This window comes from Mixta mediterraneensis (assembly GCF_030283135.1).
Taxonomy (GTDB): domain Bacteria; phylum Pseudomonadota; class Gammaproteobacteria; order Enterobacterales; family Enterobacteriaceae; genus Pantoea; species Pantoea mediterraneensis.
The window spans coordinates 18315-44881 of sequence record NZ_JASUAZ010000010.1; the positions used below are offsets into that span (position 1 = coordinate 18315).

26 protein-coding genes are annotated in these 26567 nt (G+C 51.9%); 10 read left to right on the forward strand and 16 right to left on the reverse strand.

Annotated features, from left to right (window positions below):
- Positions 1–202: 202 nt before the first annotated feature.
- Together ychF and pth are read right to left on the reverse strand one after the other, a co-directional pair.
- On the reverse strand, positions 203–1294 hold the full coding sequence (gene ychF / locus QRY16_RS08745; protein WP_193404357.1) for a redox-regulated ATPase YchF: 1092 nt from the start codon (positions 1292–1294) through the stop codon (positions 203–205).
- 109 nt (positions 1295–1403) lie between these two features.
- Positions 1404–1991, reverse strand: coding sequence for an aminoacyl-tRNA hydrolase (gene pth, locus QRY16_RS08750; protein WP_193403985.1), 588 nt, complete (start codon positions 1989–1991; stop codon positions 1404–1406).
- 260 nt (positions 1992–2251) lie between these two features.
- Between pth and ychH the strand changes: the two genes are divergently transcribed.
- Positions 2252–2530, forward strand: a complete 279-nt coding sequence (gene ychH / locus QRY16_RS08755) for a stress-induced protein YchH (protein WP_289776305.1) — start codon at positions 2252–2254, stop codon at positions 2528–2530.
- Here ychH and QRY16_RS08760 read toward each other — a convergent pair.
- The 4 genes from QRY16_RS08760 to lolB form a co-directional block, all read right to left on the reverse strand.
- The gene (locus QRY16_RS08760; RefSeq protein WP_289776362.1) at positions 2527–3678 is read right to left on the reverse strand and encodes a GGDEF domain-containing protein; all 1152 of its coding nucleotides are present in this window, start codon (positions 3676–3678) and stop codon (positions 2527–2529) included. The two genes, ychH and QRY16_RS08760, sit on opposite strands and share 4 nt — an antisense overlap.
- A 229-nt stretch (positions 3679–3907) precedes the next feature.
- Positions 3908–4855 carry a ribose-phosphate diphosphokinase gene (gene prs, locus QRY16_RS08765; RefSeq protein ID WP_006118899.1) on the reverse strand — a complete coding sequence of 316 codons (948 nt, stop codon included), beginning with the start codon at positions 4853–4855 and terminating at the stop codon, positions 3908–3910.
- 125 nt (positions 4856–4980) lie between these two features.
- On the reverse strand, positions 4981–5850 hold the full coding sequence (ispE, locus tag QRY16_RS08770; RefSeq protein WP_289776306.1) for a 4-(cytidine 5'-diphospho)-2-C-methyl-D-erythritol kinase: 870 nt from the start codon (positions 5848–5850) through the stop codon (positions 4981–4983).
- Positions 5847–6470, reverse strand: a complete 624-nt coding sequence (lolB, locus tag QRY16_RS08775) for a lipoprotein insertase outer membrane protein LolB (RefSeq protein ID WP_289776307.1) — start codon at positions 6468–6470, stop codon at positions 5847–5849. The genes ispE and lolB overlap by 4 nt, the downstream gene beginning before the upstream one ends.
- A gap of 216 nt (positions 6471–6686) precedes the next feature.
- On the opposite strand from lolB, the gene hemA reads away from it, so the two are divergent.
- From hemA to kdsA, 6 genes are read left to right on the forward strand one after another with little or no spacing between them, the layout of a single operon-like run.
- Positions 6687–7943, forward strand: a complete 1257-nt coding sequence (gene hemA / locus QRY16_RS08780; protein WP_193403989.1) for a glutamyl-tRNA reductase — start codon at positions 6687–6689, stop codon at positions 7941–7943.
- Between the two features lie 45 nt (positions 7944–7988).
- Positions 7989–9071 carry a peptide chain release factor 1 gene (prfA, locus tag QRY16_RS08785; protein ID WP_193403990.1) on the forward strand — a complete coding sequence of 361 codons (1083 nt, stop codon included), beginning with the start codon at positions 7989–7991 and terminating at the stop codon, positions 9069–9071.
- The gene (gene prmC, locus QRY16_RS08790) at positions 9071–9904 is read left to right on the forward strand and encodes a peptide chain release factor N(5)-glutamine methyltransferase (protein WP_289776308.1); all 834 of its coding nucleotides are present in this window, start codon (positions 9071–9073) and stop codon (positions 9902–9904) included. Before prfA ends, prmC begins: the two co-directional genes overlap by 1 nt.
- 12 nt (positions 9905–9916) lie before the next feature.
- Positions 9917–10315, forward strand: a complete 399-nt coding sequence (locus QRY16_RS08795; protein ID WP_289776309.1) for a SirB2 family protein — start codon at positions 9917–9919, stop codon at positions 10313–10315.
- Complete coding sequence (gene sirB1, locus QRY16_RS08800; RefSeq protein ID WP_193403993.1) at positions 10312–11121, forward strand: invasion regulator SirB1; 810 nt, start codon at positions 10312–10314, stop codon at positions 11119–11121. Before QRY16_RS08795 ends, sirB1 begins: the two co-directional genes overlap by 4 nt.
- A 25-nt stretch (positions 11122–11146) precedes the next feature.
- On the forward strand, positions 11147–12001 hold the full coding sequence (gene kdsA, locus QRY16_RS08805) for a 3-deoxy-8-phosphooctulonate synthase (RefSeq protein WP_289776310.1): 855 nt from the start codon (positions 11147–11149) through the stop codon (positions 11999–12001).
- A 56-nt stretch (positions 12002–12057) separates the two neighbouring features.
- Here kdsA and chaA read toward each other — a convergent pair whose 3' ends face one another.
- Positions 12058–13149 (reverse strand): sodium-potassium/proton antiporter ChaA, encoded by a 1092-nt coding sequence (gene chaA, locus QRY16_RS08810; RefSeq protein WP_193403995.1) that lies wholly within the window; start codon positions 13147–13149, stop codon positions 12058–12060.
- Positions 13150–13520: 371 nt separating this feature from the next.
- On the opposite strand from chaA, the gene chaB reads away from it, so the two are divergent.
- Positions 13521–13751, forward strand: coding sequence for a putative cation transport regulator ChaB (gene chaB / locus QRY16_RS08815; protein WP_193403996.1), 231 nt, complete (start codon positions 13521–13523; stop codon positions 13749–13751).
- 212 nt (positions 13752–13963) lie between these two features.
- Entirely contained in the window at positions 13964–14641 is a 678-nt protein-coding gene (locus tag QRY16_RS08820) for a gamma-glutamylcyclotransferase (RefSeq protein ID WP_193403997.1), read from the forward strand.
- Positions 14642–14838: 197 nt separating this feature from the next.
- Here the strand turns inward: QRY16_RS08820 and QRY16_RS08825 are convergent, their stop codons facing one another.
- From QRY16_RS08825 to QRY16_RS08865, 9 genes are all read right to left on the reverse strand, one after another.
- Entirely contained in the window at positions 14839–16272 is a 1434-nt protein-coding gene (locus QRY16_RS08825) for a serine/threonine protein kinase (RefSeq protein ID WP_289776311.1), read from the reverse strand.
- Between the two features lie 43 nt (positions 16273–16315).
- The gene (locus QRY16_RS08830; RefSeq protein ID WP_289776312.1) at positions 16316–17269 is read right to left on the reverse strand and encodes a hypothetical protein; all 954 of its coding nucleotides are present in this window, start codon (positions 17267–17269) and stop codon (positions 16316–16318) included.
- 17 nt (positions 17270–17286) lie between these two features.
- Positions 17287–18060 (reverse strand): PP2C family protein-serine/threonine phosphatase, encoded by a 774-nt coding sequence (locus QRY16_RS08835; RefSeq protein WP_289776313.1) that lies wholly within the window; start codon positions 18058–18060, stop codon positions 17287–17289.
- Entirely contained in the window at positions 18057–19196 is a 1140-nt protein-coding gene (gene tagH / locus QRY16_RS08840; RefSeq protein WP_289776314.1) for a type VI secretion system-associated FHA domain protein TagH, read from the reverse strand. The genes QRY16_RS08835 and tagH overlap by 4 nt, the downstream gene beginning before the upstream one ends.
- A 35-nt stretch (positions 19197–19231) precedes the next feature.
- Positions 19232–19930, reverse strand: coding sequence for a type VI secretion system-associated protein TagF (tagF, locus tag QRY16_RS08845; RefSeq protein ID WP_289776315.1), 699 nt, complete (start codon positions 19928–19930; stop codon positions 19232–19234).
- A 24-nt stretch (positions 19931–19954) separates the two neighbouring features.
- Positions 19955–22072, reverse strand: coding sequence for a type VI secretion system membrane subunit TssM (tssM, locus tag QRY16_RS08850; protein ID WP_289776363.1), 2118 nt, complete (start codon positions 22070–22072; stop codon positions 19955–19957).
- Positions 22072–23289 carry a type IVB secretion system protein IcmH/DotU gene (gene icmH, locus QRY16_RS08855; protein WP_289776316.1) on the reverse strand — a complete coding sequence of 406 codons (1218 nt, stop codon included), beginning with the start codon at positions 23287–23289 and terminating at the stop codon, positions 22072–22074. Before icmH ends, tssM begins: the two co-directional genes overlap by 1 nt.
- Positions 23290–23374: 85 nt before the next feature.
- A complete protein-coding gene (locus tag QRY16_RS08860; RefSeq protein WP_289776317.1) occupies positions 23375–23866 on the reverse strand; it encodes an SH3 domain-containing protein in 492 nt (163 codons plus the stop codon).
- Positions 23867–24572: 706 nt separating this feature from the next.
- The gene (locus tag QRY16_RS08865; protein ID WP_289776318.1) at positions 24573–25385 is read right to left on the reverse strand and encodes a DeoR/GlpR family DNA-binding transcription regulator; all 813 of its coding nucleotides are present in this window, start codon (positions 25383–25385) and stop codon (positions 24573–24575) included.
- Between the two features lie 350 nt (positions 25386–25735).
- Here QRY16_RS08865 and QRY16_RS08870 point away from each other — a divergent pair, with 350 nt between their 5' ends.
- Positions 25736–26533, forward strand: coding sequence for a GolD/DthD family dehydrogenase (locus tag QRY16_RS08870; protein WP_193404006.1), 798 nt, complete (start codon positions 25736–25738; stop codon positions 26531–26533).
- Positions 26534–26567: the final 34 nt, after the last annotated feature.

A 26567-nucleotide genomic window follows, 5' to 3' on the forward strand; every position in this document is an offset into this window, starting at 1 on the left:
GCATAACGATTTTTTTATGTTTTTTTATACAGTCATTGTGCTTGCCTGAAATGAAGATGGAAGTTGATCGTACTCATTTTTGACCTGGAGTTCATAAGGTCATGTGTGACCCCTCGAAACGAAAAATCCACGCAATTGCGTGGATTTTAGGAGGTTTTTTAGTCTTCGTGAGCTTTACTGAAACCACGTAAGGCAGTAGAAACTAGACGTTGAACAAGAAGTTCATCACATCGCCATCTTTAACAATATATTCTTTACCTTCCGAACGCATTTTACCGGCTTCTTTAGCCCCTTGCTCGCCCTTGAAGGTGATAAAGTCATTGAACGCGATGGTTTGCGCACGGATAAAACCTTTCTCAAAATCGGTATGGATTTTGCCAGCGGCCTGCGGAGCCGTTGCGCCAACCGGAATGGTCCATGCGCGTACTTCTTTTACACCAGCGGTGAAGTAGGTTTGCAGATTAAGCAGCGAATATCCGGCACGGATTACGCGGTTCAGGCCTGGCTCTTCCAGACCCAGCTCGGCCATAAACTCAGCGCGATCTTCGTCCTCCAGCTCAGCAATATCGGATTCAACGGCGGCACATACCGGCACTACCACCGAGCCTTCGGCTTCAGCAATAGCGCGAACCTGATCCAGATACGGATTGTTTTCAAAGCCGTCTTCGTTAACATTGGCGATGTACATGGTAGGCTTCAGGGTCAGAAAACTCAGATAGCGGAGGGCCGCTTTTTCGTCGGCATCCAGATCCAGGGCACGCAGCATACCTGCGTTTGACAGGTGCGGCAGGCATTTTTCCAGCGCAGCCAGCTCGACTTTAGCGTCCTTATCGCCGCCCTTGGCTTTCTTTTGCACACGCTGAATCGCACGTTCACAGGTGTCCAAATCAGACAACGCCAGCTCGGTGTTGATTACGTCAATATCTTCGGCCGGGTTTACTTTGCCCGCAACGTGAATGATGTTGTCGTTTTCAAAGCAGCGCACCACGTGACCAATAGCTTCCGTTTCACGGATGTTCGTCAGGAATTGATTGCCCAGACCTTCACCTTTGGAGGCGCCTTTTACCAGGCCGGCGATGTCGACAAATTCCATGGTAGTCGGCACGACACGCTGTGGCTTAACAATCTCTGCCAGCTGATCGAGGCGTAAATCCGGCATTGGCACCACACCAGTGTTGGGTTCAATGGTGCAAAAAGGGAAGTTAGCCGCTTCGATGCCCGCTTTAGTCAGCGCGTTGAACAGAGTGGATTTACCGACGTTCGGCAGGCCCACGATACCGCATTTGAATCCCATGGTTTGATACCCTTTATAACTGGATGAATAAAACATCGCGGGATGTTCTATCGGAAACGAAATAAAAAATTTCGCGCATTATACACATAATTGCGACGAATCTGGACGTTTAGTCTGGTCTGAAGGCGTGCAAACGATTCATTGCTTTGATGCGATCCTCTTTTAGCCACAATTCGGTGCAGCGCACGGCTTCGTCAATCGCATCGTCAATCATTTTTTGCTCGCTTGCTGGTGGTTTGCCTAACACAAAGCCGGTCACTTTATTGCGATCGCCGGGATGGCCAATGCCAATACGTAGCCGGTGGAAATTATTATTATTCCCCAGTTTGCTGATAATGTCTTTTAGCCCATTGTGGCCGCCATGACCGCCGCCTTGCTTAAATTTAGCGACACCAGGGGGTAAGTCGAGTTCATCATGCGCCACCAGAATTTCTTCCGGCGTAATGCGATAAAAAGTCGCCATCGCGGCGACCGCTTTACCACTTAAATTCATAAAAGTTGTCGGCACCAGTAAACGTACATCTTCACCGGCAATCGCCAGTCGCGCCGTGTAGCCAAAGAATTTGCTCTCTTCCTTTAATGACTGATTGTGACGATCAGCCAACAAATCCAGATACCAGGCACCCGCATTGTGTCGCGTGGCGGCATACTCTGCGCCCGGATTGGCGAGGCCAACAATCAGTTTAATGCTGCTCACGATGAATATCCTGCTGTTGTACGGAAAGGGCGATAGTTTACTTCGCCGATGACGAGATGACAAAGACCGCACGAGGCAAGTAATTAAGTGAGGTGATTAATCATTTTTCATCTAAATCAACAGGGTATCCGTAAAGATGTGTCAGCGTTTATTTCTATTGTGTGATCTCAGGCGCAACCGGGATGCCATTCATTGCCTAGACTTATGGTCAGTTAACATTGTGTGCGGTTTTCAATCGTTCATAACAATGGAGGTGGAAAATGAAGCGTCATCATTCTCGTGTAGCGGGTAATACCTTAATGGTGCTGGGTTTGCTTACGATGGTGCTGGGGGTTGGCTATTCAATTCTTAACCAGATGCCATCGCTTCACCTGCCACAATTTTTGGCTCATGGGGCGATGTTCAGTATCTTTATTGGCGCATTATTGTGGCTGGCTGGCGCATGTATAAGCGGTCGTGAAAAGGTTGAAGATCGTTATTACTGGCTACGCCATTATGGCGATAAGCGCTGCCGCCGTTCACACCATTCCCATCACTAAACGGCAGTAGAAAGGGCGAGATACTGCTCAGTGCGATTTCTGCCGCTGGATTTGGCGCGATAAAGCGCTTCATCGGCCAGCGCCAGCAGCGCTTCAAAGCGTTGTTCGCTGTTGTTTGAAGCAGCAAAGCCGATACTGACTGAGTACGCAATATTATCGGGTTGAGAGAGCTGAGCGGCAAGCCGAATGCGTTCACACCACAACCACGCCTCAGCGGCATGAGCCGGAATAATTGCAGCAAACTCTTCCCCGCCCAGGCGGGCGAAACGCCCTTCTCTCGGCAATAACGTTTGCACAACACCACAAAAATCAACCAGCACGCGATCGCCTTGTTGATGACCAAAGCGGTCGTTGATGCTCTTAAAATGATCGAGATCGAATATGACTGCGGTGAACGGTTTCTGCTGGCGTAAGCGGTGCGCGACCATGCGTTCGGCATAGTTGAAAAGTGCGCGTCGGTTCCAGACATTGGTTAAAGGATCGTGCAGCGAAGCATTAAGGTGCGCAATCTGCGTGCGTTCATTTACCATCGCAAGAATAGTAAACGTCAATCCAATCACAAACAGGATAGATTCCAGGATCACATAGACCGAAAAACTGGAGCCGCCGATGGCACCTTTTAACGGGCTGGCGGTAGCGTTATCAAGAAAGATGCGCGTCCCGTTAAACAACAAATGTATCCACAATAATAACTGGGCCGGCCAAAACGTTACTTTGAGCATGTCACGCTTGAGCCATAATAACTGGATTAACGCGCTGATATATAACATGCAGACGATGCACATCACTAAAATGCGCTTTGGCATCGAATAATAAAACGTAGGGAATAAACACAAAACTGCCCAGAGCAGCGCACCGAGCAACCAGCTGACACCAAATGGTTTACCACAGAACTGGCGAAACGCATTCAATAGTCCGCCATATGCTAACATCATCAATATATTACCGACGGCTACAGGTAAAAACTGCAAGCCGCTGCTGCGCAAACTGCTGAGAAAAACCGCGACGAGCGTTAGCGTTAGTGAAATGCAGGTAAAGCCAAGCACGCGATTGTATTGCGCGCCCATCCAGGCAAAAACCATAATGATGCTTAAAAACCCCAGCACGTAAAGCTCGCAAATAAACAGTGTGTAAATATCGAGGTTCATCGTGGTCGGCGTTCTCATCAAAAAGTGCCGAGCAAAATACCATTATTTAATTTACAGCAGAAGCATTAGTGCCAGCCCTAAATCAAAACAGTATTTGGCTTTGAGAATGACCGTATTAGAGCAAAATTATCGCGGGAATATTGGATGAGGAAGCGGGTTAATCGGTATTAAAAAAGATGTTGCCAAAAGAGAATGAAAAAACCGGGCACGAGGCCCGGTTTGGCGAAGATTAATGCTCGAACATTGCCGAGATAGATTCTTCGTTGCTGATACGGCGAATTGCTTCAGCCAGCATGCCAGACAGCGTCAGCGTGCGGACGTTTGGCAGAGATTTCATCTCTTCAGACAGCGGAATGGTGTCGCAGACGATGACCTGATCGATGACCGACTTACGCAGATTTTCAACGGCGTTACCAGAGAAGATCGGGTGAGTGGCGTAGGCGAACACGCGTTTTGCTCCGCGTTCTTTCAAGGCTTCAGCCGCTTTGCATAGTGTGCCGCCGGTGTCGATCATGTCGTCGACCAGCACGCAATCGCGGCCAGCAACGTCACCAATAATATGCATTACCTGAGAAACGTTCGCACGTGGGCGGCGTTTATCAATGATGGCCATATCGGTATCGTTCAGCAGTTTGGCGATAGCGCGAGCACGTACTACGCCGCCAATGTCGGGAGACACGACAATCGGGTTTTCCAGACCGATCTGCAACATGTCTTCCAACAGAATCGGGCTGCCAAATACGTTATCAACCGGGACGTCGAAGAAGCCCTGGATCTGCTCGGCGTGTAAATCAACCGTTAGAACACGGTCAACTCCGACGCTGGAAAGGAAGTCTGCCACTACTTTGGCAGTAATCGGCACACGCGCAGAACGTACGCGGCGATCCTGACGGGCATAACCAAAGTAAGGAATGACTGCGGTAATACGACCAGCAGAAGCACGACGCAGCGCGTCGACCATCACAACCAGTTCCATCAGATTATCATTGGTGGGAGCACAGGTGGACTGGATGATGAAAATATCACCACCACGTACATTTTCATTGATCTGTACGCTTACTTCACCATCGCTGAAACGACCCACTGCGGCGTCTCCCAGGCTGGTGTAAAGGCGGTTGGCAATACGTTGTGCTAGTTCCGGGGTGGCGTTACCAGCAAATAGCTTCATATCAGGCACGAGAAGAACCTCAGGCTTTGCGTCCAGAGAATGAACGTCATGACAGTAACCGGCGAATACGTTCATGAGCGTTCACACGGGTGTGTTAATGCGAGACGTGCAATGTCTGGAACGGAGTGACACTGTCACGCAGTCGCGGGTCGCTTAGAAAGTGTACGCTGAAGCGGAGAGACGTTAACGCCTCTTGCCACAAAACCGCGTATTCCTTTCGGAGCAAGTTCCAGCACCTGACGTGCAGCGGACTCGGTGTCGAATTCAGCAAACACACAAGCGCCGGTGCCCGTCAGGCGCGACGGCGCGTATTCTAGCAGCCAGGAAACAAGCGCATCAACCTCGCGAAAACGTTTTCTTACCACTGCTTCACAATCATTGCTGAATGGAGCACGCAAAAGTGTCGCTAAATCACGCAACGGTGTGTCCCGCGTCAGGGCAGGATCGTTGAATACTTCCGGTGTACTAATGCTGACCCCAGGATGGGCTACCAGATACCACTTTTCGTCAGGCAGAGCGGGCTGTAGCTGCTCGCCGACCCCTTCAGCAAAAGCGGCAAAACCTTTAACAAAAACCGGTACGTCGGCCCCTAATTGCAGGCCAAGGTTTGCCAGTTCATCCGGGGTTAATCCGCACTGCCATAAATAATTTAGCGCCACCAAAATTGTCGCTGCATTTGAGGAGCCACCGCCTAATCCGCCACCCATCGGCAATTTTTTCACGATACTGATCTGTGCGCCGGCATTTTTCGGCAGCGAATGGCTGCGCTGGGCTGCATTTTTAAGCAGTTCTGCCGCGCGGACAATAAGGTTTTGCGCGTCAGGCACTCCTGCAACCGGCGTTAACAGGCTGATAACGCCGCTCTGGTCAGGTGTGATGTGCAGCGTGTCGCCATAATCCAGAAACTGAAACAGCGTCTGCAGATTATGGTAGCCGTCAGGGCGACGGCCAGTGATATAGAGAAAAAGATTCAGTTTTGCCGGAGCGGGCCAGGTTGTAATCATTGAACGGTCCAGCTGTCCATACGTAGCTTAATGCGCTGATCGCCCTCTTTCAGCTCCAGATTAGCGGGCAGTGGGGGCGTAACGCTGTTGTCATAGCCAGAGAGGGTAACCTGCCATTGCTGGCCGTTGCGGCTGTAGTTCAGGCTACGCAACTGATACTTATCGTTCAGCTGGTAGTCGCTGGCATCGCCTGGTAACCCCATCATCCATTGCCGCAGATTAGCCAGCGGAATATCCATGCCGGTTAGCTGTGAAATCATTTTTTCAGCGTCGTTGCTGACGTAGCGCTTGCCTTTATTATCAACCAGCTGAACGACCGATCCCTGGGCATCCAGCTGCAATTCGGTGCTACCCAGTGGGTTGGTTAACAGCAGACGATAGCGATCAGGCGCAGTTTGCTGCCAGTTAAAGCGTGCGTAGACTTTTTGCTTATCCGATAAGTAAGCAAACGCGCCGCGCGTCTGGTAATGCGTCACTTTAGTAACCGCTTGTTGATGCTGTTGCCACTGTGGTGCGGTAATGTCTGGACCTGGCCCTTGCGGTTTGTTCACGCTACAGGCAGCCAGCAACACGCTGGCAAAGGGCAAAAGGCGCAACAGATTACGTGGGGAATTAAGCATCAAGTGGTCATCTCCTCAGACACATTTTTAATTCGTAACGGATAACGCTAACCATCCGCATTTAAGCAGTCAATGCTGTTATACGCGAAATTGCGCGAGTTCAGGTTAATCTTATTACAGTCATAGCCTTTGTATGGCTTTTCTTGATCTGTCGCATCTTGTAGAATGCGCTTCACAAAACCCTGACATTATTGGGACATCCCAACTCAAATCACCATGACGCTGCTCGCACTCGGAATCAATCACAAAACTGCCCCCGTTGCTCTGCGCGAACGTGTATCGTTCGGGCCGGAGACGCTGGAGCTGGCTTTAAACAGCCTGCTCTCTCAGCCAATGGTGCAGAGTGGCGTGGTGTTATCAACCTGTAATCGCACCGAACTTTACCTGAGCGTAGAACAACAGATTGATCTGCAAGAGCGTTTGGTACGCTGGCTGTGCGAATATCATCAGCTAAATGAAGAAGATGTGCGCAACAGTCTTTACTGGCATCAGGATAACGACGCGGTCAGCCATTTAATGCGTGTTGCCAGCGGTCTTGATTCGCTGGTACTGGGCGAGCCGCAGATTCTGGGCCAGGTGAAAAAAGCGTTTGCTGATTCACAACGCGGACATGCCCTGAGCAGTGAGCTGGAGCGCATGTTCCAGAAAACCTTCTCTGTTGCCAAGCGCGTGCGCACCGAAACAGAGATTGGGGCCAATGCCGTTTCCGTTGCCTTTGCTGCCTGTACGCTGGCGCGCCAAATTTTTGAATCTCTCTCTACCGTTAACGTGCTGCTGGTCGGGGCGGGTGAAACCATTGAGCTGGTGGCGCGTCATCTGCGTGAACACCAAGTGAAAAAGCTGATCATCGCTAACCGTACTCGCGAACGTGCCGAAGCGCTGGCGGCGGAAGTCGGAGCGGAAGTGATTAGCCTGGCGGATATTGATTCCCGTCTGACCGAAGCTGACATTATTATCTCTTCAACCTCCAGCCCGTTACCCATTATCGGTAAAGGGATGGTGGAACGCGCTCTGAAAGCACGCCGTAATCAGCCGATGCTGTTGGTGGATATTGCGGTTCCGCGCGACGTGGAGCCGGAAGTCGGCAAACTGGCCAACGCCTATCTGTATAGCGTCGATGACCTGCAGGCCATCATTGAACAAAATCTGGCGCAGCGCAAAGCAGCAGCGATTCAGGCAGAAAGTATTGTGGTACAGGAAAGCAGCGAATTTATGGCGTGGCTGCGTGCGCAAGGAGCCGTAAATACCATTCGCGAATACCGTTCACAGGCAGACGATATTCGCGCCGAGCTGGAAGGTCGCGCATTGCAGGCCCTGCAACAGGGAGCCGATCCGCAAAAAGTCATGCAGGATCTGGCGCATAAACTGACTAACCGCTTAATTCACGCACCAACCAAATCTCTTCAGCAGGCCGCCCGCGACGGCGACTCAGAACGCCTGCAGATTTTACGCGACAGCCTGGGTCTTGAGTAGATACCCTCTGGCTGTTGCCACCTGTTACGGGAATCCCACATTTAAATGAAAACCTCAATTGTTGCCAAACTGGAAGCGCTGCAGGAGCGCCACGAAGAAGTGGAAGCGATGCTGGGTAATGCGGCTGTCATTGCCGATCAGGAACGTTTTCGGGCACTTTCGCGTGAATATGCTCAACTCAGTGACGTGACACGCTGTTTCCGCGACTGGCAGCAGGTCCAGGAAGATAGCGAAACCGCGAAAATGCTGCTCGACGATCCTGAAATGCGAGATATGGCCCAGGAGGAGTTACAGCAGGCGCGGGAGCAAAGTGAAACGCTGGAACAGCAGCTGCAAGTGTTGCTACTGCCAAAAGATCCCGACGATGAGCGCGCCTGTTTTGTTGAAGTCCGGGCGGGAACCGGCGGTGATGAAGCCGCGATCTTTGCTGGCGATCTGTTCCGTATGTACAGCCGCTACGCTGAAGCACGTCGCTGGCGTGTTGAAATCGTCAGCGCCAGTGATGGCGAACATGGCGGTTATAAAGAGGTCATTGCCCGTATCATCGGTGAAGGTGCTTATGGTCGGCTGAAATTTGAATCGGGCGGCCATCGCGTACAGCGTGTGCCGGAGACCGAATCGCAAGGGCGTATCCACACGTCTGCCTGCACCGTTGCGGTAATGCCGGAATTGCCAGAAGCAGATATGCCAGAAATTAATGCGGGCGATCTGAAAATTGACACCTTCCGTTCGTCAGGCGCGGGTGGTCAGCACGTTAATACCACCGATTCGGCGATTCGTATTACCCACCTGCCGACCGGCATTGTGGTGGAGTGTCAGGATGAGCGTTCGCAGCATAAAAACAAAGCCAAAGCGTTAGCCGTGTTAGGCGCGCGTATTCATGCTGCCGAAATGGCGAAACGTCAGGCGGCAGAAGCCAGTACGCGTCGCAACTTGCTGGGCAGCGGCGATCGTTCCGATCGTATTCGCACCTATAACTTTCCGCAGGGGCGCGTTACCGATCATCGCATCAATCTGACTATTTACCGTCTGGATGAGACCATGGAAGGCAAGCTGGAAAGCCTGATTGAACCTATCGTGCAGGAATATCAGGCCGATCAGTTGGCCGCGTTGGCTGGTCAGGATTAATGGATATTCGTCACTGGCTGAAACAAGCCGTTGCCCTCTTATGCGGGGGTGATAGCCCAAAGCGTGACGCAGAAATCCTGCTGAGTTTTGTCACCGGTAAGTCGCGAAGCTGGCTGGTGGCCTTTGATGAGACACCGCTCAGCGACGAACAGCGTGCACAACTTGACGCCTTGCTGGCACGTCGCGCGCAAGGCGAACCCGTGGCTCATCTGGTGGGTGAACGCGAATTCTGGTCACTACCGCTGCGCGTTAACGATGCTACGTTAATTCCCCGCCCCGATACCGAAATACTGGTTGAGCAGGCGCTGGCGCGCTTGCCCGCGACACCTTCCTGTATCCTCGATCTTGGCACCGGCACGGGCGCCATTGCCCTGGCGATTGCCAGCGAACGGCCCGATTGCCAGGTGGTGGGCGTAGATCGCATCGAAGCCGCCGTTGAGCTGGCACAGCACAATGCCGACTCCCTCAATCTTTCTAACGCCACGTTTTTGCTCAGCCACTGGTTCCGTGAACTCTCTCCCAACCGCTTTGAGCTTATCGTCAGTAATCCACCTTATATTGATGCCAACGATGTGCATCTCGGACAGGGTGATGTACGTTTTGAACCACGCAGCGCGTTAGTGGCCGATGAGTCGGGTTTAGCTGATTTACGGACGCTGATTGAGCAAGCGCCAGACTGGTTAACAGCAAGCGGCTGGCTACTACTGGAACATGGCTGGCAGCAGGATGACGCGGTGCGTCAACTGATGCTGAAAAACGGCTACCAGGCGGTGGCAACCGCCAGTGATTATGGCGGCAATCCGCGTGTGACTTTCGGTCAAATAGCAAATTAACAAGGACCTGACATGTTTGCTTATTATCCTTTGATCAAACAACTGCACTTACTCACAGAGGCGATCACTATCACGCTTTTCCTGCTGCGTTTCTACTGGCAACGCAGCGGCTCAGCCATGCTGACACGCCGCTGGGTGCGCATTCTGCCGCACGTTAACGACACATTACTGCTGGTTAGCGGAGTCATGTTGGTGATGATCACCCACTTCTATCCATTTTCTCCACAAGGAAGCTGGCTGACTGAAAAGCTGTTAGGGGTTATTATCTACATCGCCTTAGCTTCCGTGGCACTGAGTCGTCGCCCGCGAACTGACCGCACCCGCTGGATTGCCTTTCTTATCGCGTTGATTGCATTGGTGATTGTCATTAAGCTGGCGGTGAGCAAAATGCCATTATTGGGGATAGTATGACCTCCACTGAACGATTAGATTTTAGCCAGACGCCGCTATGTAAAGCGGTGATTGGCGCCACGCTTGCTATCCGGGCCGATTTTCCGGCGTTGTCGGTAGAGAAGCAGTTGTCTGCCTTAGTTGCTGAAGCGCGTGATTATGTCAGCTGCGAACAGGATGCCGACCTGCAGCTCGAAAAATTGCTGGAGCTGTTTTATCGCCAGTGGGGATTTGGCGGCGCGAGCGGTATTTATAATCTGTCCGATGCGCTATGGTTGGATAATGTGCTGAAAACCCGCCAGGGCACTGCCGTGTCGCTGGGTATCATTTTTTTGCATATCGCAGCCGAGCTGGAACTACCGCTGATGCCGGTGATTTTCCCCACCCAGCTGATTCTGCGCGCTGACTGGATTGATGGAGATAAATGGCTAATCAATCCGTTCAACGGTGAAACGCTTGATAAGCATACGCTCGAAGTGTGGTTGAAGGGCAATATCAGCCCAACCGCCCGTCTGTATGACGACGATCTGGATGGCGCCAAAACCATTAATGTGATGCGTAAAATGCTGGATACGCTGAAAGCGGCATTGATGGAAGAGAAGCAGATGGAACTGGCGCTTAACGTCAGCCAGGTGCTGTTACGCATTGACCCCGATGATCCTTATGAAATTCGCGATCGTGGTTTGATCTATGCGCAGCTTGAGTGCGAACATATCGCCTTAACAGATTTAACTTACTTCGTTGAGCAGTGTCCCGAGGACCCGGTCAGTGAAATGATCAAAGTTCAGATTCACGCAATTGAACAAAAACAGGTGACGCTGCATTAAGCGCATTCACAATTAAGGAAAGGGCATGACACAGAAAGTCGTGAGTATTGGTGACATCAAGTTAGCAAACGATCTGCCGTTTGTTCTGTTTGGCGGCATGAACGTGCTGGAATCGCGTGATCTTGCCATGCGCATTTGCGAGCACTACGTAAAGGTGACCGATAAACTCGGTATTCCTTATGTGTTCAAAGCCTCTTTTGACAAAGCGAACCGGTCATCTATTCATTCTTATCGTGGCCCTGGTCTGGAAGAGGGCATGAAGATTTTTCAGGAACTGAAGCAGACCTTCGGCGTGAAAATCATTACTGATGTACACGAATCTGCCCAGGCGCAGCCAGTTGCGGATGTGGTTGATGTGATTCAGTTACCTGCATTTTTGGCACGTCAGACCGATCTGGTTGAAGCCATGGCGAAAACCGGTGCTGTCATCAACGTGAAAAAACCCCAGTTTGTCAGCCCTGGCCAAATAGGCAACATCGTTGATAAATTCGCCGAGGGCGGCAATGATAAAGTGATTCTGTGCGATCGCGGCAGCAACTTCGGTTATGACAACCTTGTGGTCGATATGCTGGGCTTTAACGTGATGAAGAAAGTGACTAACAACAGTCCTGTGATTTTCGATGTCACTCATGCCCTGCAAACGCGCGATCCGTTTGGGGCTGCTTCAGGGGGGCGCCGAGCCCAGGTTGCTGAACTGGCACGCGCTGGGATGGCGGTAGGTATTGCCGGTTTGTTCATTGAAGCGCACCCGGATCCCGCTAATGCGCTGTGTGATGGTCCATCAGCGCTGCCGCTCGACAAGCTTGAGCCGTTCCTGGTACAGATGAAAGCTATTGATGAGCTGGTGAAAAGCTTCCCTGAGCTTGATACCAGTAAGTAACGCGCCTGACAAAAAAGAGCGAGCAATCGCTCTTTTTTGCCTATAAAACAACCTCGTTACAGCATAATAGTCATCAAATAACCCGCAAATAAAGCCAGATGCGCCGCACCGTTCAGAACATTTGTACGGCCGGTGGAGAAGGAGAGCTGACACAAAATCAGTGCCGTCATCATCATCACCATTTGCGGTGGCGCCAGACCAAATATCAGTTCCTGACCGGTCAGGGTGGCAATAAGGGTAACCGCGGGCACGGTTAAAGAAATGGTGGCCAGCACTGAACCGAAGAACAGATTCATGGCGCGCTGTACCTGATTCATCAGTACCGCCCTAATCGCACCTAATCCTTCCGGCGACAAAATCAACAGCGCGACCAGAAAACCGGTAAACTGCTGCGGTGCATTCATTTCTGACAGCAAATGCTCCAGCGTACTGGCATTCATTTTGGTCACGGCAATAACCGCAATTAAATGAACGATCAACCATACCGTATGCCATACGCTGCTGTGCGCCGAAGGTTTACCGTGATGCGGGTCGCCATCGTCGCTTTCATCTTCATGTTCATAAACAAACAGGCTTTGGTGGGTTTTGGTTTGAATCAGCAGAAACACACCGTACATCGCGGCTGAGATGGCCGCAATAATCAGTGCCTGAGCGGGGGTAAAATTACTGCCCGGCAGCGCGTTCGGAAACACCAGCGCTAAAATCGCCAGCGGGAATATAGCGATCAAATACTGCTTAACGCCCGCCAGGTTGACGTATTGTGTGGCGAACTTACGTCCCCCCAGCAACAGGGCAAAGCCAACCAGCCCGCCGGTAACAATCATAATGATTGAATAAAGGGTATCGCGCATCAGGCCGGGTGCGGCGTCGCCGGTTGCCATTAGTGCTGAGATCAAGCTTACTTCCAGTATAACTACCGATAAGCTGAGAATAAGCGAGCCATAAGGTTCGCCAAGGCGATGCGCGAGGACATCGGCGTGGCGTACCACACTAAATGCGCTACACAGAATAGCAACCAGCGCTAGCAGGTTAATACCAATAACGACAGGCATTGCCATCTGCCCGCTAAAAAAATAAAGCACGCCTGGCGTAATAATGGGAAAAATCAGCGAAAACTCTTTGTGACGCGTTTTTTCATGTGTCGGCATCCACCATCCTCTCAGGCTGTTTATGTTGGCGGGACAAATCACTATTCCCGTAAAGTAGTATGAAAGTAATTATCTTAAACAGTTTAACTTTCATGCGTTAGCGAGGGTAGAAATTTACTACTTTTTACTTTTATTGATAATTTCTATATAATGGTTTTAACAAGAACTTATCAAAATATATTCATTATTAATCAATGAAGTGGTTAACGATAATTTTCAATAAATACTCGTTTTTATGCGTTATTTTACTATGATGAATGGCATTTATTGCAGCTTAACTGAACTAAATTTGTTAGATCCTCATTATTCTGTATTTGAGATTTTTCCAACTTCAGCCAGACTTAAAGGGAGTCTTAACCTAAGGAGAAATTATGCCTTACCGTAGCCGCAGCGCATTACCGGACAGTGTCAAACATGTTTTGCCAGCACACGCGCAAGATATTTATCAAAAAGCATTTAACAGCGCCTGGTCGCAGTACAAAGACGAAGACGATCGTCGTGGTGATGAGTCACGGGAAGAAGTGGCGCATAAAGTCGCCTGGTCGGCCGTGAAAAAAGAGTACAAAAAGGGCGAAGATGACAAGTGGCATCCAAAACACTGACTGACATTAACCCTGAGGGCCAGAAAAATCTGGCCCTTTTCTTGTTTCCCTACGCGACTTGCCTGCTTTTTTTCATCTTGTGAATCCCATCACCCTTGAAACCCGCAATAAAAATGAATTAATGTCGTTTTAATGAACGAAGCGCTACATCAGCTGAGCGCGTACCAGGAGAATATTTCAGACGGGATGTCGCAGGCGTTGAGGAGGTCAGATTGTTAACCCGGGAATTTTTATTAAAAGCGGATTGCAAAACGTCATTCGGCGATATTGAAGAAACGTTGGTATGGAGCTGCGAACAGCGCGCAGCTTCGCTGGCGGCCACGCTGGCCTGCCGTCCCGATCACAGCCCGGTATGGATCTTCGGCTACGGATCGCTGATGTGGAACCCTGTTTTTGAAGCCGATGAAATTGCAGCAGGTGCGTTGGATGGCTGGCATCGCGCCTTTTGTCTGCGTCTGATTGCGGGGCGCGGCACCTCAAGTCATCCAGGTCGTATGTTAGCGCTGAAAGAGGGCGGCAGAACCAGCGGGCTGGCTTTTCGGTTGCCAGAGGAGCGTTTGCATGAGGAGCTTGAGCTGTTGTGGAAGCGCGAAATGGTCACCGGCTGCTATTTGCCAACCTGGTGTGAACTGACGCTGGATGACGGGCGAAGCGTGACGGCGCTGGTGTTTATTATGGACCCACGGCATCCGCTGTATGAATCTGACTCCTGCCCGGATGCCGTTGCGCCATTGATTGCGGCAGCAAGCGGTCCGCTCGGCTCCAATGCGCAATACCTGTTCTCACTGGAGCAGGAGCTGGCAAGGCGCGGCATGGAAGAGGAGAATCTGAGTCGGCTGGCGCATCAGGTTCGTGCTTTGCAATCCTGCGTGAGTCTGATGCAGGGATAACCCCATTTCGTGAGGGTGCGTGTCAGGCAAGATTTACCTGATGGTAAAGCACAATCATAAACCGGCCTTGCTATCCCGACGTTGTACTTTCCAGGCGAACCTTGCCCATCGCCACTGCTTGTGCTCAAAATCCAGAGAAAGACGAGACAATGGGCGCGCCCGTTTACGCCTCGTTATTTCCCTTCAAACGTAAACCCTTACTTTCCCGGATTAATCAACCAGGTTCCGGGCTTATCAATGGTCAGCGACTGCACATGCGTGACGCTGCCAGCATGCACTTCAATGCGATATTGCCCGGCCGCCAGGCTGAGTGCCGCGAAACCGCTACTGCCGGGTTTAACATCGAACGGCTGACCGTTCAGCACAACGTTTTGACCATTTCCCAGCTTGAGATAAACCGTCGCCAGCGTTGCAGGGGTAGTGGCAACGCCAGGGGCGGCGGGTGCTTCTGATGAGGCCGCAGGCGTGTTCTCCATTTTCGGCGCAACGCTGCGCTTGTTGACCATCCAGACGACGGTGATAACAGCGAGCAAAGCGACAAAAGCCATTCCCAGCAAGCCCGGCGACAAGCGACGTACGTTGCGTGGCGTGACCGGTTCGATGGTAGAGGCTCCGTGATTCACCGCCATCACCACGGGTTCAGGGGCCTCAACCGCCTCTTCGGTCATGAGGATGGACGCAGGCTGCATCTCCGCCGCAGCCTGCAGGCTGTTGACTATCGCTTCAACGTCGCTTACCGGCAAATCAATCAGAGCAGCAAAGGCGTCAATGCTTTGTGGACGATCGCCTGGCTTCATTGCCAGCGCACAATCCACCGCGTGTAGCAGCGGAAGTGAAAAGCCCGCCGGTTTGCGCTCAACCAGCGGCTGATAATTATCCTCAATGCAACGTACCACGCTTACTGGCGGTGGATTGCCGGTAATCAGGCTGTGTAACACTGCGCCAAGGGCGTAAATATCCGTCCATGGACCCTGTTCGACTTCTCCTTCTTCGCTGTATTGCTCAATGGGGGCGAAGCCGGGTTTGAGCATGATCTCCGTTTCGTCAGACAGATTGCCAATCTCTTTGCGTGCTGAGCCGAAGTCGAGGAGCACGGGCAACTGATTGTCCTGGATCTGGATATTATCAAGCGAGATGTCACGGTGCAGATACCCGGCCTGATGAATCGTGCTGATAGCACCCAACAGCGGTGGCAGTAAGCGGCGGATCCAGACTTCAGAAATCGGTTCCGGGCTGGTAATTTGCCACTCTTTCAACGTCATACCGCTATAATACAGGGTACCCATATAGGCCGTGCCGTTTTCTTCCCAAAAACGCAGCACATGCAGCAGTCCAGGGTGATTAAAACGCGCCAACAGACGCGCCTCCTGGATAAAGCTATTCAGTCCGGCGTTAAATAATTTCTGAAAACGCTCACCGCGTAGTTCAAGGGTTAAATCCGGGGTGCGTTGTGCCAGCGAAACCGGCATGTACTCTTTGATTGCGATAGTACGTTCAAGTTGGTGATCCCAGGCGCGGTAAACAATGCCGAAGCCGCCGCCGCCAATCACTTCCTTGATCTCAAACTCGTTAAATCGGTACCCGTCAGGCAGGGCATTCGGAACCGTATTTTGTTTATCATTAGCCGACATGGTGAACTCTCTGAACACGCCTGTTCGCCAGGCTGCGCGGTGATTAATTAATGTTACGCCAGGCACCAATGGCCGGATCAACCAGATCCGCGTGCAGGGTGTCGATGAGTAACACATTCACTTTTTGCTGTGGCATGAAATGCGGTGCCCAAAGGCCGCGCAAGGTTTCGACGCGCGATTTCACTGCGTCAGCATCCTGCTGCGCTGTTTTCTTATCCATCTTCACTAATAAAGTACCGTTAAAGCGCCAGAGATGCTGTTTTGCATCAAACGGCAATACCAGCCAGCTATCGGTTGCGTCCGGGCGCGTTACAATCATGCGCTGGTTATTAGCAGAAACCACAACCAGCTTGCTGTCGTTAATCGCCAGGTTAGCCACGGGATACCCCTGATAGAAAGTCACGGGTACAGACGAGGGTTTGTCTGCGCTGGCGAGGGTTAATTCGCTTTTTCCTTCTAGCCAGCCATCAGGTGAGCATTGCTGCTTGCTGACATCAGGAATAAACATTGACGCCGCATTATCATCCCACGCGGTACGGAAATGGCAACCGCTTGGTAAATCAAAGTGTTGCAACGGCGTGCTGTCAGCGGGCCGCGATAAATCCAGAGGAGCAGCATTGCTTTCATTGACGCTGGTGGTGGCGTCTGCCATGACGATTGGGCGCCAGTTTTGCAGTTTGCTGGCGCTGCCGCTGGCTAACACACTGCCATCTTTATCGGTCATCTGCCACGGCAGTACATCAAGCGTGCCACATTGATTGGCCAGCAGCGTACCTACGCGCGGTAAAAAAGTGGTCAGCACTGCGGAGTCTTTGCTCTTACCTGAAACAATACGCAACGGTAGCGTCTCTTTACACCAGTCGTCAGGCGCTTTGCTCACTACATTATCGATATACACTTCCAGCGCCAGGCTGGGCGAATAAACTACGCGATAATCGTCGGCCTGCACGTTAAAAGCTATCAGCAAGGTGGCAATGCCGGGCAACCACAATTTCATATGAATCCTTGGAATCATTAACGAGGCGGTAGAAAACGTGCCGAATCAGCCAGTGAATAAAGCAAGGTGGCTTCCTGCGGCTCACCAATCCAAACAGCCAGGGCACTGAGATTATCTTTTTTTACGTTACGGTTAACCGCATCTTCCATCAGTGCTAACCACTCTTCGCAGGCGTTAACCATACGCAATGCCTGCTCCATTTCGTGAGTGGTCAGGTTAAGCCAAAACCCGTCGGTGCAGACTAAAAAGGCATCGCCATCTTCCAGCAGGATCTGTTCTGAGAAACTGACAGGACGTGACGGTTCTGCGCCGAGCGCATTATAAAGTAAATTACTGTTAATGCCGGTATTTTCATAGCCTGCTTCTTTAAGTCGCTGGGCCAGGCTGTGATCGCGCGTCACCTCATGCAGTATGCCGCGCCGGAAGTGATAAACCCGGCTGTCGCCTGCGTGCGCCCACCATGCACGCTGTGTTTCACGGTCAATAAACAGGGCCGCAAGCGTCGTGCTCATGCGCGAAAATTTCGGATTTTTTCCTTGTGCTTCATACAGGAGAGTTCGGCACTGTTCAATCGCCTGCTGGGTAAACGCGGGGGTAAACGCCGGGCAATCCTTGAACTGATGAAGCAGACTGTCGCGCACCAGCTGTGCCGCCTGGTCACCGCCCGGTAACCCCGCGACGCCATCACACACCACAAAACAGGCTTTACTGGGGTCAAGTTCAGCGCCGGTTCGGTCCTGATTTTCATTGCGTAAACCCTGCTGGGAACGGCTGGCAAAAACAATCTTCATACGTCATCCACCCGCGTTTGGGAATCTTTGTACTGATTTACTTCCGTGTCATAGGCATGCAGGAAGGCTTCGCCGAATAAGGTATGGAAGTCGTCTTCGATTTCCCCCGCGGTGCGTTGATAGTTACGCATAAAGTAATCCCACAAAGCCGCTTTTTTAATGCTCGAAAAGGGCTGTCTGGGCAGCATGCCATCGGCACGCGCCTGTTCTTCAAGGCGTTGTGGGTTAAAGGATTGCAGCATCGCAGCGATAATGGCGCGTATACCCGCAATCATACCGAGCTGGTGCGCTTGCAGATCGACCAGCGCATCGCGTACCGCCTGCTCTGGCGGCATAAATCCTGGCATCTGGCTTTGATACATCTGCATTAAAACGGTTTTGCCGGACGGTAAAATTTTAAAAGGGTTATTGGCTTCGTTAAGGATCATTGTCATATCAGCTTTCACACCGCGTTTCAGGATCGAACGCGATGACATCAAGGCCACGGTGCCTTGCGAAAAAAGGCTGAGCATACGTCCGGTGATGCGCATCTGTTCTTCATCAATCGGCGTGACATGACCATTATTCAGTCCCATGCCTTCAAGCAGCGCCGCGACCAGTTTATCCTGATCGTGCGGTTGGCTCTGGAGCAGACGCTGCGGCTCACTGGCCTGCGGATCGATCGCCAGCCGGGCATCGTTATGACGTTCCTGGCGTGGCGCAGGGTTTTCCGTGTCGGGCAGCGACGCTTCAGCAGCGTGCCGATCGTCAATGCCTAACGGATTAGCCTGATGATCGGTTTCGGCAGTAAACAAAGCGAGGGGATCGTCTTTGCTCTCATCGCTGCGGGAGGGATCGCGTACTTCTAGTGCATATTCACCAATACGCAGCGCGTCGCCGTGCTTAAGCAGCACCTGCATCCCACGCTCCAGCTTCACACCATTATGCTCAACGGGCGTCACGCTGCCCTGGCTGGTCAGGCGGCAATCGCCTTCGCTGGATACATGCACCAACGCCTGCAAACGCGAAATCGCCCGAGCTTCGTCGGGTAATACCAGATCGTTATCCTGACTGCGACCAATGGTGCCACCGGGCGGTTGAAACGCCACGGTTTTCACCGGAACATCTGTCGTGCATTGCACAATGGTAAATTGCATGAGTCATCCCGTATTGAAGGGCAAACGCACCAGCCTCACTCAAACATCGGTGGATAGAGGCCATTACGTCCCGGCTGTGCACCTGCCGCCGGGTTAAACAGTAACGAAAACAGTTGAGCTGTAAGGTTGCCGCTGTGTTTGTGAGTCGCATGAGCGAAACCGTCGCTGCGATTACTCCACCAGTAGCTGATATGCTGCTGAGGGTCAAAACGATCTGCGACTTCACGCCAGCTGAGCGTGCAGGGCAAATCCTGAAAACCTATCACATCCATGATGTCGGACTGCTGCTTCATCGGCACCAGCAGCGGCAACAGCTTCTGGATGCGCTGCTCAAGCTGTTCGGCATTGAGCGGCATCTGTACGGCCTGAAGTAACGTTGAGCCAAGGTCCTGAAACCAGTCGCCGGAAATAGTCAGCTGTGCCGGATGCCATTGATTCAGCGAAAAGCTGTGCAGCGCCAGCAGCGGCCAGGCGCGGCCCACGCGATCGCAAGAGGGCAATAAGCAGCCCATTTGTATCTGCTGTCGGCCAGGGGCAATCGGCAAAACAAAATTCCATACCGGCGCACGCAAAAAAGCCGCAGTGGAGGGGTTGCCTTGCTGGTGCCAGTGCATTAACCCTTGCTGAAACCAGTGATTCCACGGGGAAATCTGCTTCTCGCTGAGTCGATGGTGCAGAAAATCGCCGGTCGATGGCAGTTTGCCATACCAGCCGGGGGCAGTATACGCAGCCATATTCACCTCCCCATTATTCGCTCATTACTCGCTATGCGACGTCAACTGCTGCGCAATACGTGCAGGTGCTACCGCGAACGTAGTGCCATCCTGACCCGCATTATTCAGGTTCTCGGCAAGTTTACGCATCATCAATGCGTTGTCGCGTGCATAAGGCGAAGACTGGATCTGCTGATCCAGTAACTGGCTTAAATGCCAGTCAAGCTGCTGTAAATCGCGTGCGCTGACGTTATCCGGCAGGGTACGTTGTAAATTCTGCAACAGCCAGGCGCGCAGGAATTCGCCATCATAATTACGCGGTTCGTACAGCATCTGATAAGCGCGTAATGCATTTCGACTGTAATGATTATCATCGCCCGGATCGCTACGCAGCAGATTCGTCACCTGCTGTGCCACGCGCGGTAACAGCAAAGACTTAAGTGCATTTTGATAAAGTATCCATGCCGCATCACTGATTTGCGTACCGCGATATAAGCCAACCCGCATAGTAAGCGGTGGATTATCCAGGGAAAAACGCTCTGAGAGCGGCAGTTTTACCAGTCTATTAAGAAAGGGTAGCAGATCAAAAATATTATCGGCTGGCTGATGAATCACCTGCTGGCTTTGCGCAATAATGGGCGGCACGCGCGCGGCTACCTGCTGCAAATAACGCTGATTCTGGTAATAGCTGAGGGTCCACAATCCCGATAAAATCAGCAGTACGCCTGCCAGTACGCCATAGCCAATCCAGTGGAAAAGCTGGTTGCGATATTCCCAGTGACGGTTGCTGCCCGCCAGCCCACTTTCTTTGAAGATCAATGAACTGAGCAGATCACGAATAAAAAAGCTTTGTCCTTTATTACCCGGAATAGGGCTGCTGCGATTGACGCTATCCCAGGCGGCAATCGAGTGCTCGCCCGCCTGACGCAGCTGCAGCTTACGGCTCAGCTCGCCCATAACCCGGTCAAACGGTAAACCTTCCTGCGTGCCGCTGGTGAAAAACAGGCCACGCGGACTCCAGGCCACCGTCTCTTTATGATCGGAAAAGACGACATTGAGGTATTCGTTCAGCAGGGGCCGTAGTGAAGCGAACTCCTGTGGGAACAAAAATGCTTCGGCGCGTTGATTAAGGTCGCGCTCTTGCGCCATCTGCTGCGCCAACTGTAGCTGTAACTGTTGCTCAAGCCGCTGGAACTGCTGAGAAAAATTAGGGTGCCAGTCGTCCTTATGTGGCTTGCCCAGATCCCAATTGAAGGTAAAGCCCCATATCGCATCACGCTGAGATTTTTCGAGCGCAGCGAAATAGCTCATAAAGCCCTTCAGCAAATCCGTCTTAGTTACCATCACGTAAACCGGGAAGTGAATACCGGTATGGTGATGTAGCTCGACCATGCGTTCACGCAGCGCTGTAGCCTGGGCAATGCGCGCTTCGGCTGAATCACTCAACAGATCGGCGACGCTGATGGTCATGATCACGCCATTAATCGGTTGGCGGGTGCGATAGCGTTTCAGTAAATTAATAAAACTGCGCCATTCGCTGGCATCACGCGCGCGCTGACTTTCCTGCAATGCGTAGCGTCCGGCGGTATCGATTAATACCGCGCTGTTGGTAAACCACCAGTCACAGTTGCGCGTGCCACCGACGCCGCGAATAGCGTTTTTACCAAAACTGTCGGTGAGCGGAAACTCAAGGCCGGCATTTAACAGCGCCGTGGTTTTACCCGCGCCCGGTGCGCCCATCACCAGATACCACGGTAGCTGGTAAAGATAATTGGCGCTGATGCGAGATAACCAACCGCCGTTTTGTGGGCGACGGCCAAACTGGGCGCGCTTTAGCTGCGTTGCCGCATCGCTAAAGCGTTGGTTGAGCAACTCTTCGGTGATCTGTCGTTCCGCGGGATCGTCGCTATCGGATAATTGCAGTTGTGTCAGCAACCGGCTGTTAAACCAGGCGCGATATAACGACGGGATAAGCTGGAACAATACCCATACGAAAAACAGCACGCCGACAGCCAGCTGGCGATGCAGTGCCAGCTCCAGCGGCCGAGAATCATCCCAGACCCACAGTGGGCCAAGCATCCACAGCAGACAGCTCAGCGCCGTGACGCCAATAAAGCTCCACAGCAGCCGATGAGTTAAAAGCAAACGCATGGAAGCGCGCATCATTGAGCTCCTTGGTGGTTACTGAGGGCTTCGGGCGCAGCGAATAAAGTGATTTCAACACGACGATTGCGGGTGCGGTTTTCACTGCTGTCATTAGGCAGCAGCGGATCGCTGTCACCGCGGCCTTCCGAACGAATCGTATGTCCGTCTGCAAGCTGCACCTGCATTAGCTGGGTGACAGCGCGGGCGCGGGCAAAAGAAAATTCATAACTGGAGGCGAAACGGCCATTATCGACCGGACGATCGTCAGTAAACACCGACACCAGAATCGTGCCTTTCACACCTTTCATCGCCGCAGAAACGCGCGCCAGCAGGGCTCGACCCACCGGATTAATGGCGGTGCCTTCCGCAGCAAACAGCTTATCGGCGGGGATAATCACTTTGCTACCAAATGCGCCATCGCTGACTTCCAGTTGGCCTGCCGCAATCACATCATTCAGGCGTTGACGTAAATCCAGCAGGGCTTGTGGAGAAGAGGGACGACGGCCCGCGGTAATTTGCGGAAGAGGGGTTTGATAGATGGCACGCAGCAGCGGTTCAGCCGCATTACCCAGCCGCCAGTTCAATCCGCTGTAAATCAGACAGGCAATCAGTGCCACCAGCATGGCACAGGCCCAGAGCGGCACCATCGGACGCGCCAGCGTGCTCACCAGCGGATGCACTTCAATCATTGGCGCCTGCGGTGCGTCCCGCTGCGCGCGCGTCTCATCAATCAACGTTGCCAGACGTTTACGAATGCCTTCACACTGCGCACGACCGCTATCGCTCCCGCGATAACGGCCTTCATAACCGAGCAGCAAACAATAATGCACCACTTCCAGCAACCAGAGATGCTGCTGTGGGCTTTGTGAAATGCGTGACAGCAGCTGAAAAAATTTTTCGCCGCCCCAGCTTTCGTTATGAAAAGTCACCAGCATGCCATTACCGGACCAGACACCGCGCGTGCCCCACGGTGTCTGCGCGGCGGCTTCATCCAGCGCGGTGCATAAGCTGTAACGCGCACCGATAATCATCTCAAACGGCAAACCGGCGTGTTTACAACGCTGTTCAAACTGACGAATTTCATCGATAAGGGACTGGCGTAATCCAGCGGGATCGTCATGCGTAGCCGCCTGACGAATTTGCACCACAGCATTCAGCAAAGGCGCTGCAGCGTTAAGTAATAAATTCTCATTGCCTGAGGATAATGCCTCACGCGCAGGGGATTCCACAGTCATTAATTTGTGTTCTTCCAGCCAATGGCAAATCCCTGAACCCGCAGCCCAGGACGGTGCTGCGGGCAATATGCGCCGGATTCCATATTTAGTCTAAGATCCAGGTCGCGGTATTGTTAGTGCGACAGGCTTTACTTGTGCCGCCAACAGCAACACAAACTTGTTTCGTCTTACGTGGACGTGGGCGATCGCTACGAATGGTTGCCTCATAACGGCTACTTTCAACCCCGGCTTTCAGCGGGACGTAACCGATCATTGGACCTTCTGCGTCTTCGGCAATTGCCAGCCAGTTATTTTCAACCTTACCCAGGACTTCAAAAGGTTTACCGCTTTCCAGATAACGCACTACTTTGCCGCCGTAATCGGGGGTGGTCATCACCGAAGCGCTATATAAAGCGCGCCAGGTCTGGTTGAGCGGCTCAAATTCTTTGGGTGCTACAACGGCATAGCGGTGTACCAATTTGACGTTATTAACCACGCTGGTGACCAGCGTATCATCATTGACAGGCGGTGGCGGGGCCTTACAGCCTGCTAAAGCGAACACCGCCAGCAGCGTTAACGCGAAACTCTTTTTCACCATGTTCCTCGTGATCCCATCAAAGTATCGGCACATTGCCCGGCATCATGCAGTTATTCGCAGAAGCGGGTTTTGCGTCATGCCTGAAATTGACCGGCTGAGAAATGGTCAATTTACATTAAGATAATGCTGCGCTCAGTCTACCTAAGACTTTTGAGAATTCAAACCATTGCGCCTCTGGTCGATGCGTGATAGCACGCGGTTTTCCGCGCAGAGAAGGCGCAAAGAAGACGCAGGGAAAGCGCTTTACTTTGTGATAGTTAAAGTGAATTAAATGATTAAGGCGACCCGAGACAGCAGGGAAGGACCGCTCCTCCTGTCATGCCACACTTATAACGGGAAACCATTAAGATTTCCTAATCACTTTTTACCATAAAATTTTACCCGTTTGGTTTAAGAATCTCATTAAAATCAGAATTTCCTGGACAACCGCCGTCACAGTCGGTTCTTAAAAGTGGCGTGATTTTTGTATGAGCATCCTGTTTACGGCAAAGAGGGAGAGCGCTGATAAAGACGTTGACGTAGCGGCAGACTTCATGCGGAAGCGACGTAATTGATGCAGGATAAAGAACGGCCAGTGCCACCGCTTTAGCCGGGCAGGGCACGCCGCAAACAACTGGCAACAGCAGTGGCGATTACCGAATGCGATACCTGCCCACTACAGCGGGCGCTGATCATCTTTATAGTTCAGCCGCTTTTTCAGCGGGGTTTACATTGCTCGCTTCAACGGCAGTGGTGCCACCAATACCTTCACGCCTAACGCCTCAAATGCCGCCACCTGCGTCGCACTAATGCCGTTATCGGTAATTAGATAATGGATATTGCTCCAGTCGCACGGCAGCGCGAACATCGAAACTTTGTCGATTTTGCTTGAATCCGCTACCACATACACGGTGTTGGCTGAGCGGATCATCGCCATTTTCACTTTGATGTCGGTTTCACTGGGAAAGCTCAAGCCCAGTCGGGGGGAAATACAGGCGGTAGCAAGAAATAACTTCTCTGCCAGCACGTTTTCGAAGAAGTTCGCTGCCTTTTCGCCGGAGGTTGATAAGGTGGGAAACTTAAAGGTGCCGCCGGTTAACAGAATATTGATCCCCGGCTCGCCGCCCAGTTTTAACGCGATATTTACTGCCGTGGTCACGACCGATAAACGGCGAATATGACTAATGGCTTCGGCGATCGCTGTGGTTGTGGTGCCCGAATCGAAAATCACCGTATCGCCGTTTTCGATATGCTGCGCTGCCAGACGGCCTATCGCTTCTTTCTCATCGAGATGGGTTTGCCGCTCCAGCAGTAATGCGCCGGTATTCTGTTTTCCGGTCATTAGCGTTGCGCCGCCGTGGTAGCGCTGTACAAACCCTTGTTTTTGCAGCATCCGCAAATCAGTTCTTAGCGTGGCTTCTGTCAGACCGAAAGTTTCTGTCAAGGCCTTCACCGTCACCGTGCCATCTTCACGGATCATCTCCAGAATCTTTTCGCGGCGTTGCTGCATATCGGCCAGCTGCTCAGTCTTGCTTTTCAATCGAAATGCTCCCTTTTCCAGTCGCAATTTTTCAGGCGAGTAAGGATCTGTCGCTGAGTTTACCGCGCCACTTTGGCGAATGCGAGATGGCCAAAAGTGTCAATGATTTTCGAACGAAAATAAATAATAAACAGATTATTGAATTCTATCGTTTTGCTTTCTGGCTTTATTACCGTCATTTTCCCACTCTGTAACCCAAATCACGCTATTTCAACGTGATAAAAATAAGTTTATGCCAGTTGTATGAAATTTGATCTCACCCACACATCATTTCAATTCGATAGTTTATATTTTTGTTCGAAAATGAAAGGGCGAAACCGCGAAAGCTAAAATCTGAAGGAGGGGGACGGATGAGTGGTGAATATGACGTCAATCTGCGCTACGGCGTGGATACGGCACAGGATCTCAGCGGCAAGGTGGCAGTGATAACCGGTGGACTGGGCGGTATCGCTATGGCCAGCAATGCCATGCTACTGGAAAAGGGCGCGCGCCTGGCGCTGTTGTATCCACCCTTTGAAGCGGAAAAAGTGGAGAGGATGAGCAGTGAATTTGCAGCGGAAAGCGTGCAGTTTGTCTGCTGCGACGTCACCGATCCGGCTTCAGTTGAGCAGGCATTTTCCCTGGTTGACGCGCATTACGGCCATATCGATATTCTGGTGAACTGCGCGGGTTATGTGATGCTGCAACCGGTGCTGGAAACCGTTTTTGACGAATGGCAGAAGCAGATAGCCGTTAACCTCACAGGACCGTTTCTGTGCTCGCAAGCGGCGGCGAAATATATGATCAAGGCCGGAAACGGCGGCAAAATCATCAATATCGCTTCGCAGGCAGCCTCCATTGCGATCGATAGCCACGTTGCTTATACCTCCGCGAAAGCCGGTCTGCTTGGCATGACTAAAGTAATGGCAAAAGAGTTCGCGCCGCATCGCATTAACGTCAACACCCTGTCTCCTACCGTCGTCCTCACCCCAATGGGGGAAAAAGCCTGGCGCGGTGAAAAAGGCGAACAGATGAAAAAACTGATCCCTTTAGGCCGGTTTGCCTATACCGACGAAATTGCTGCCGCCGTACTGTTTTTTGCCAGCAACGGCAGCGACATGATTACCGGTGCCGATTTGATGATCGATGGTGGTTTCACCATTTGGTAATGCTGTACCCCTGCAAGTGCAACACATCACCCTG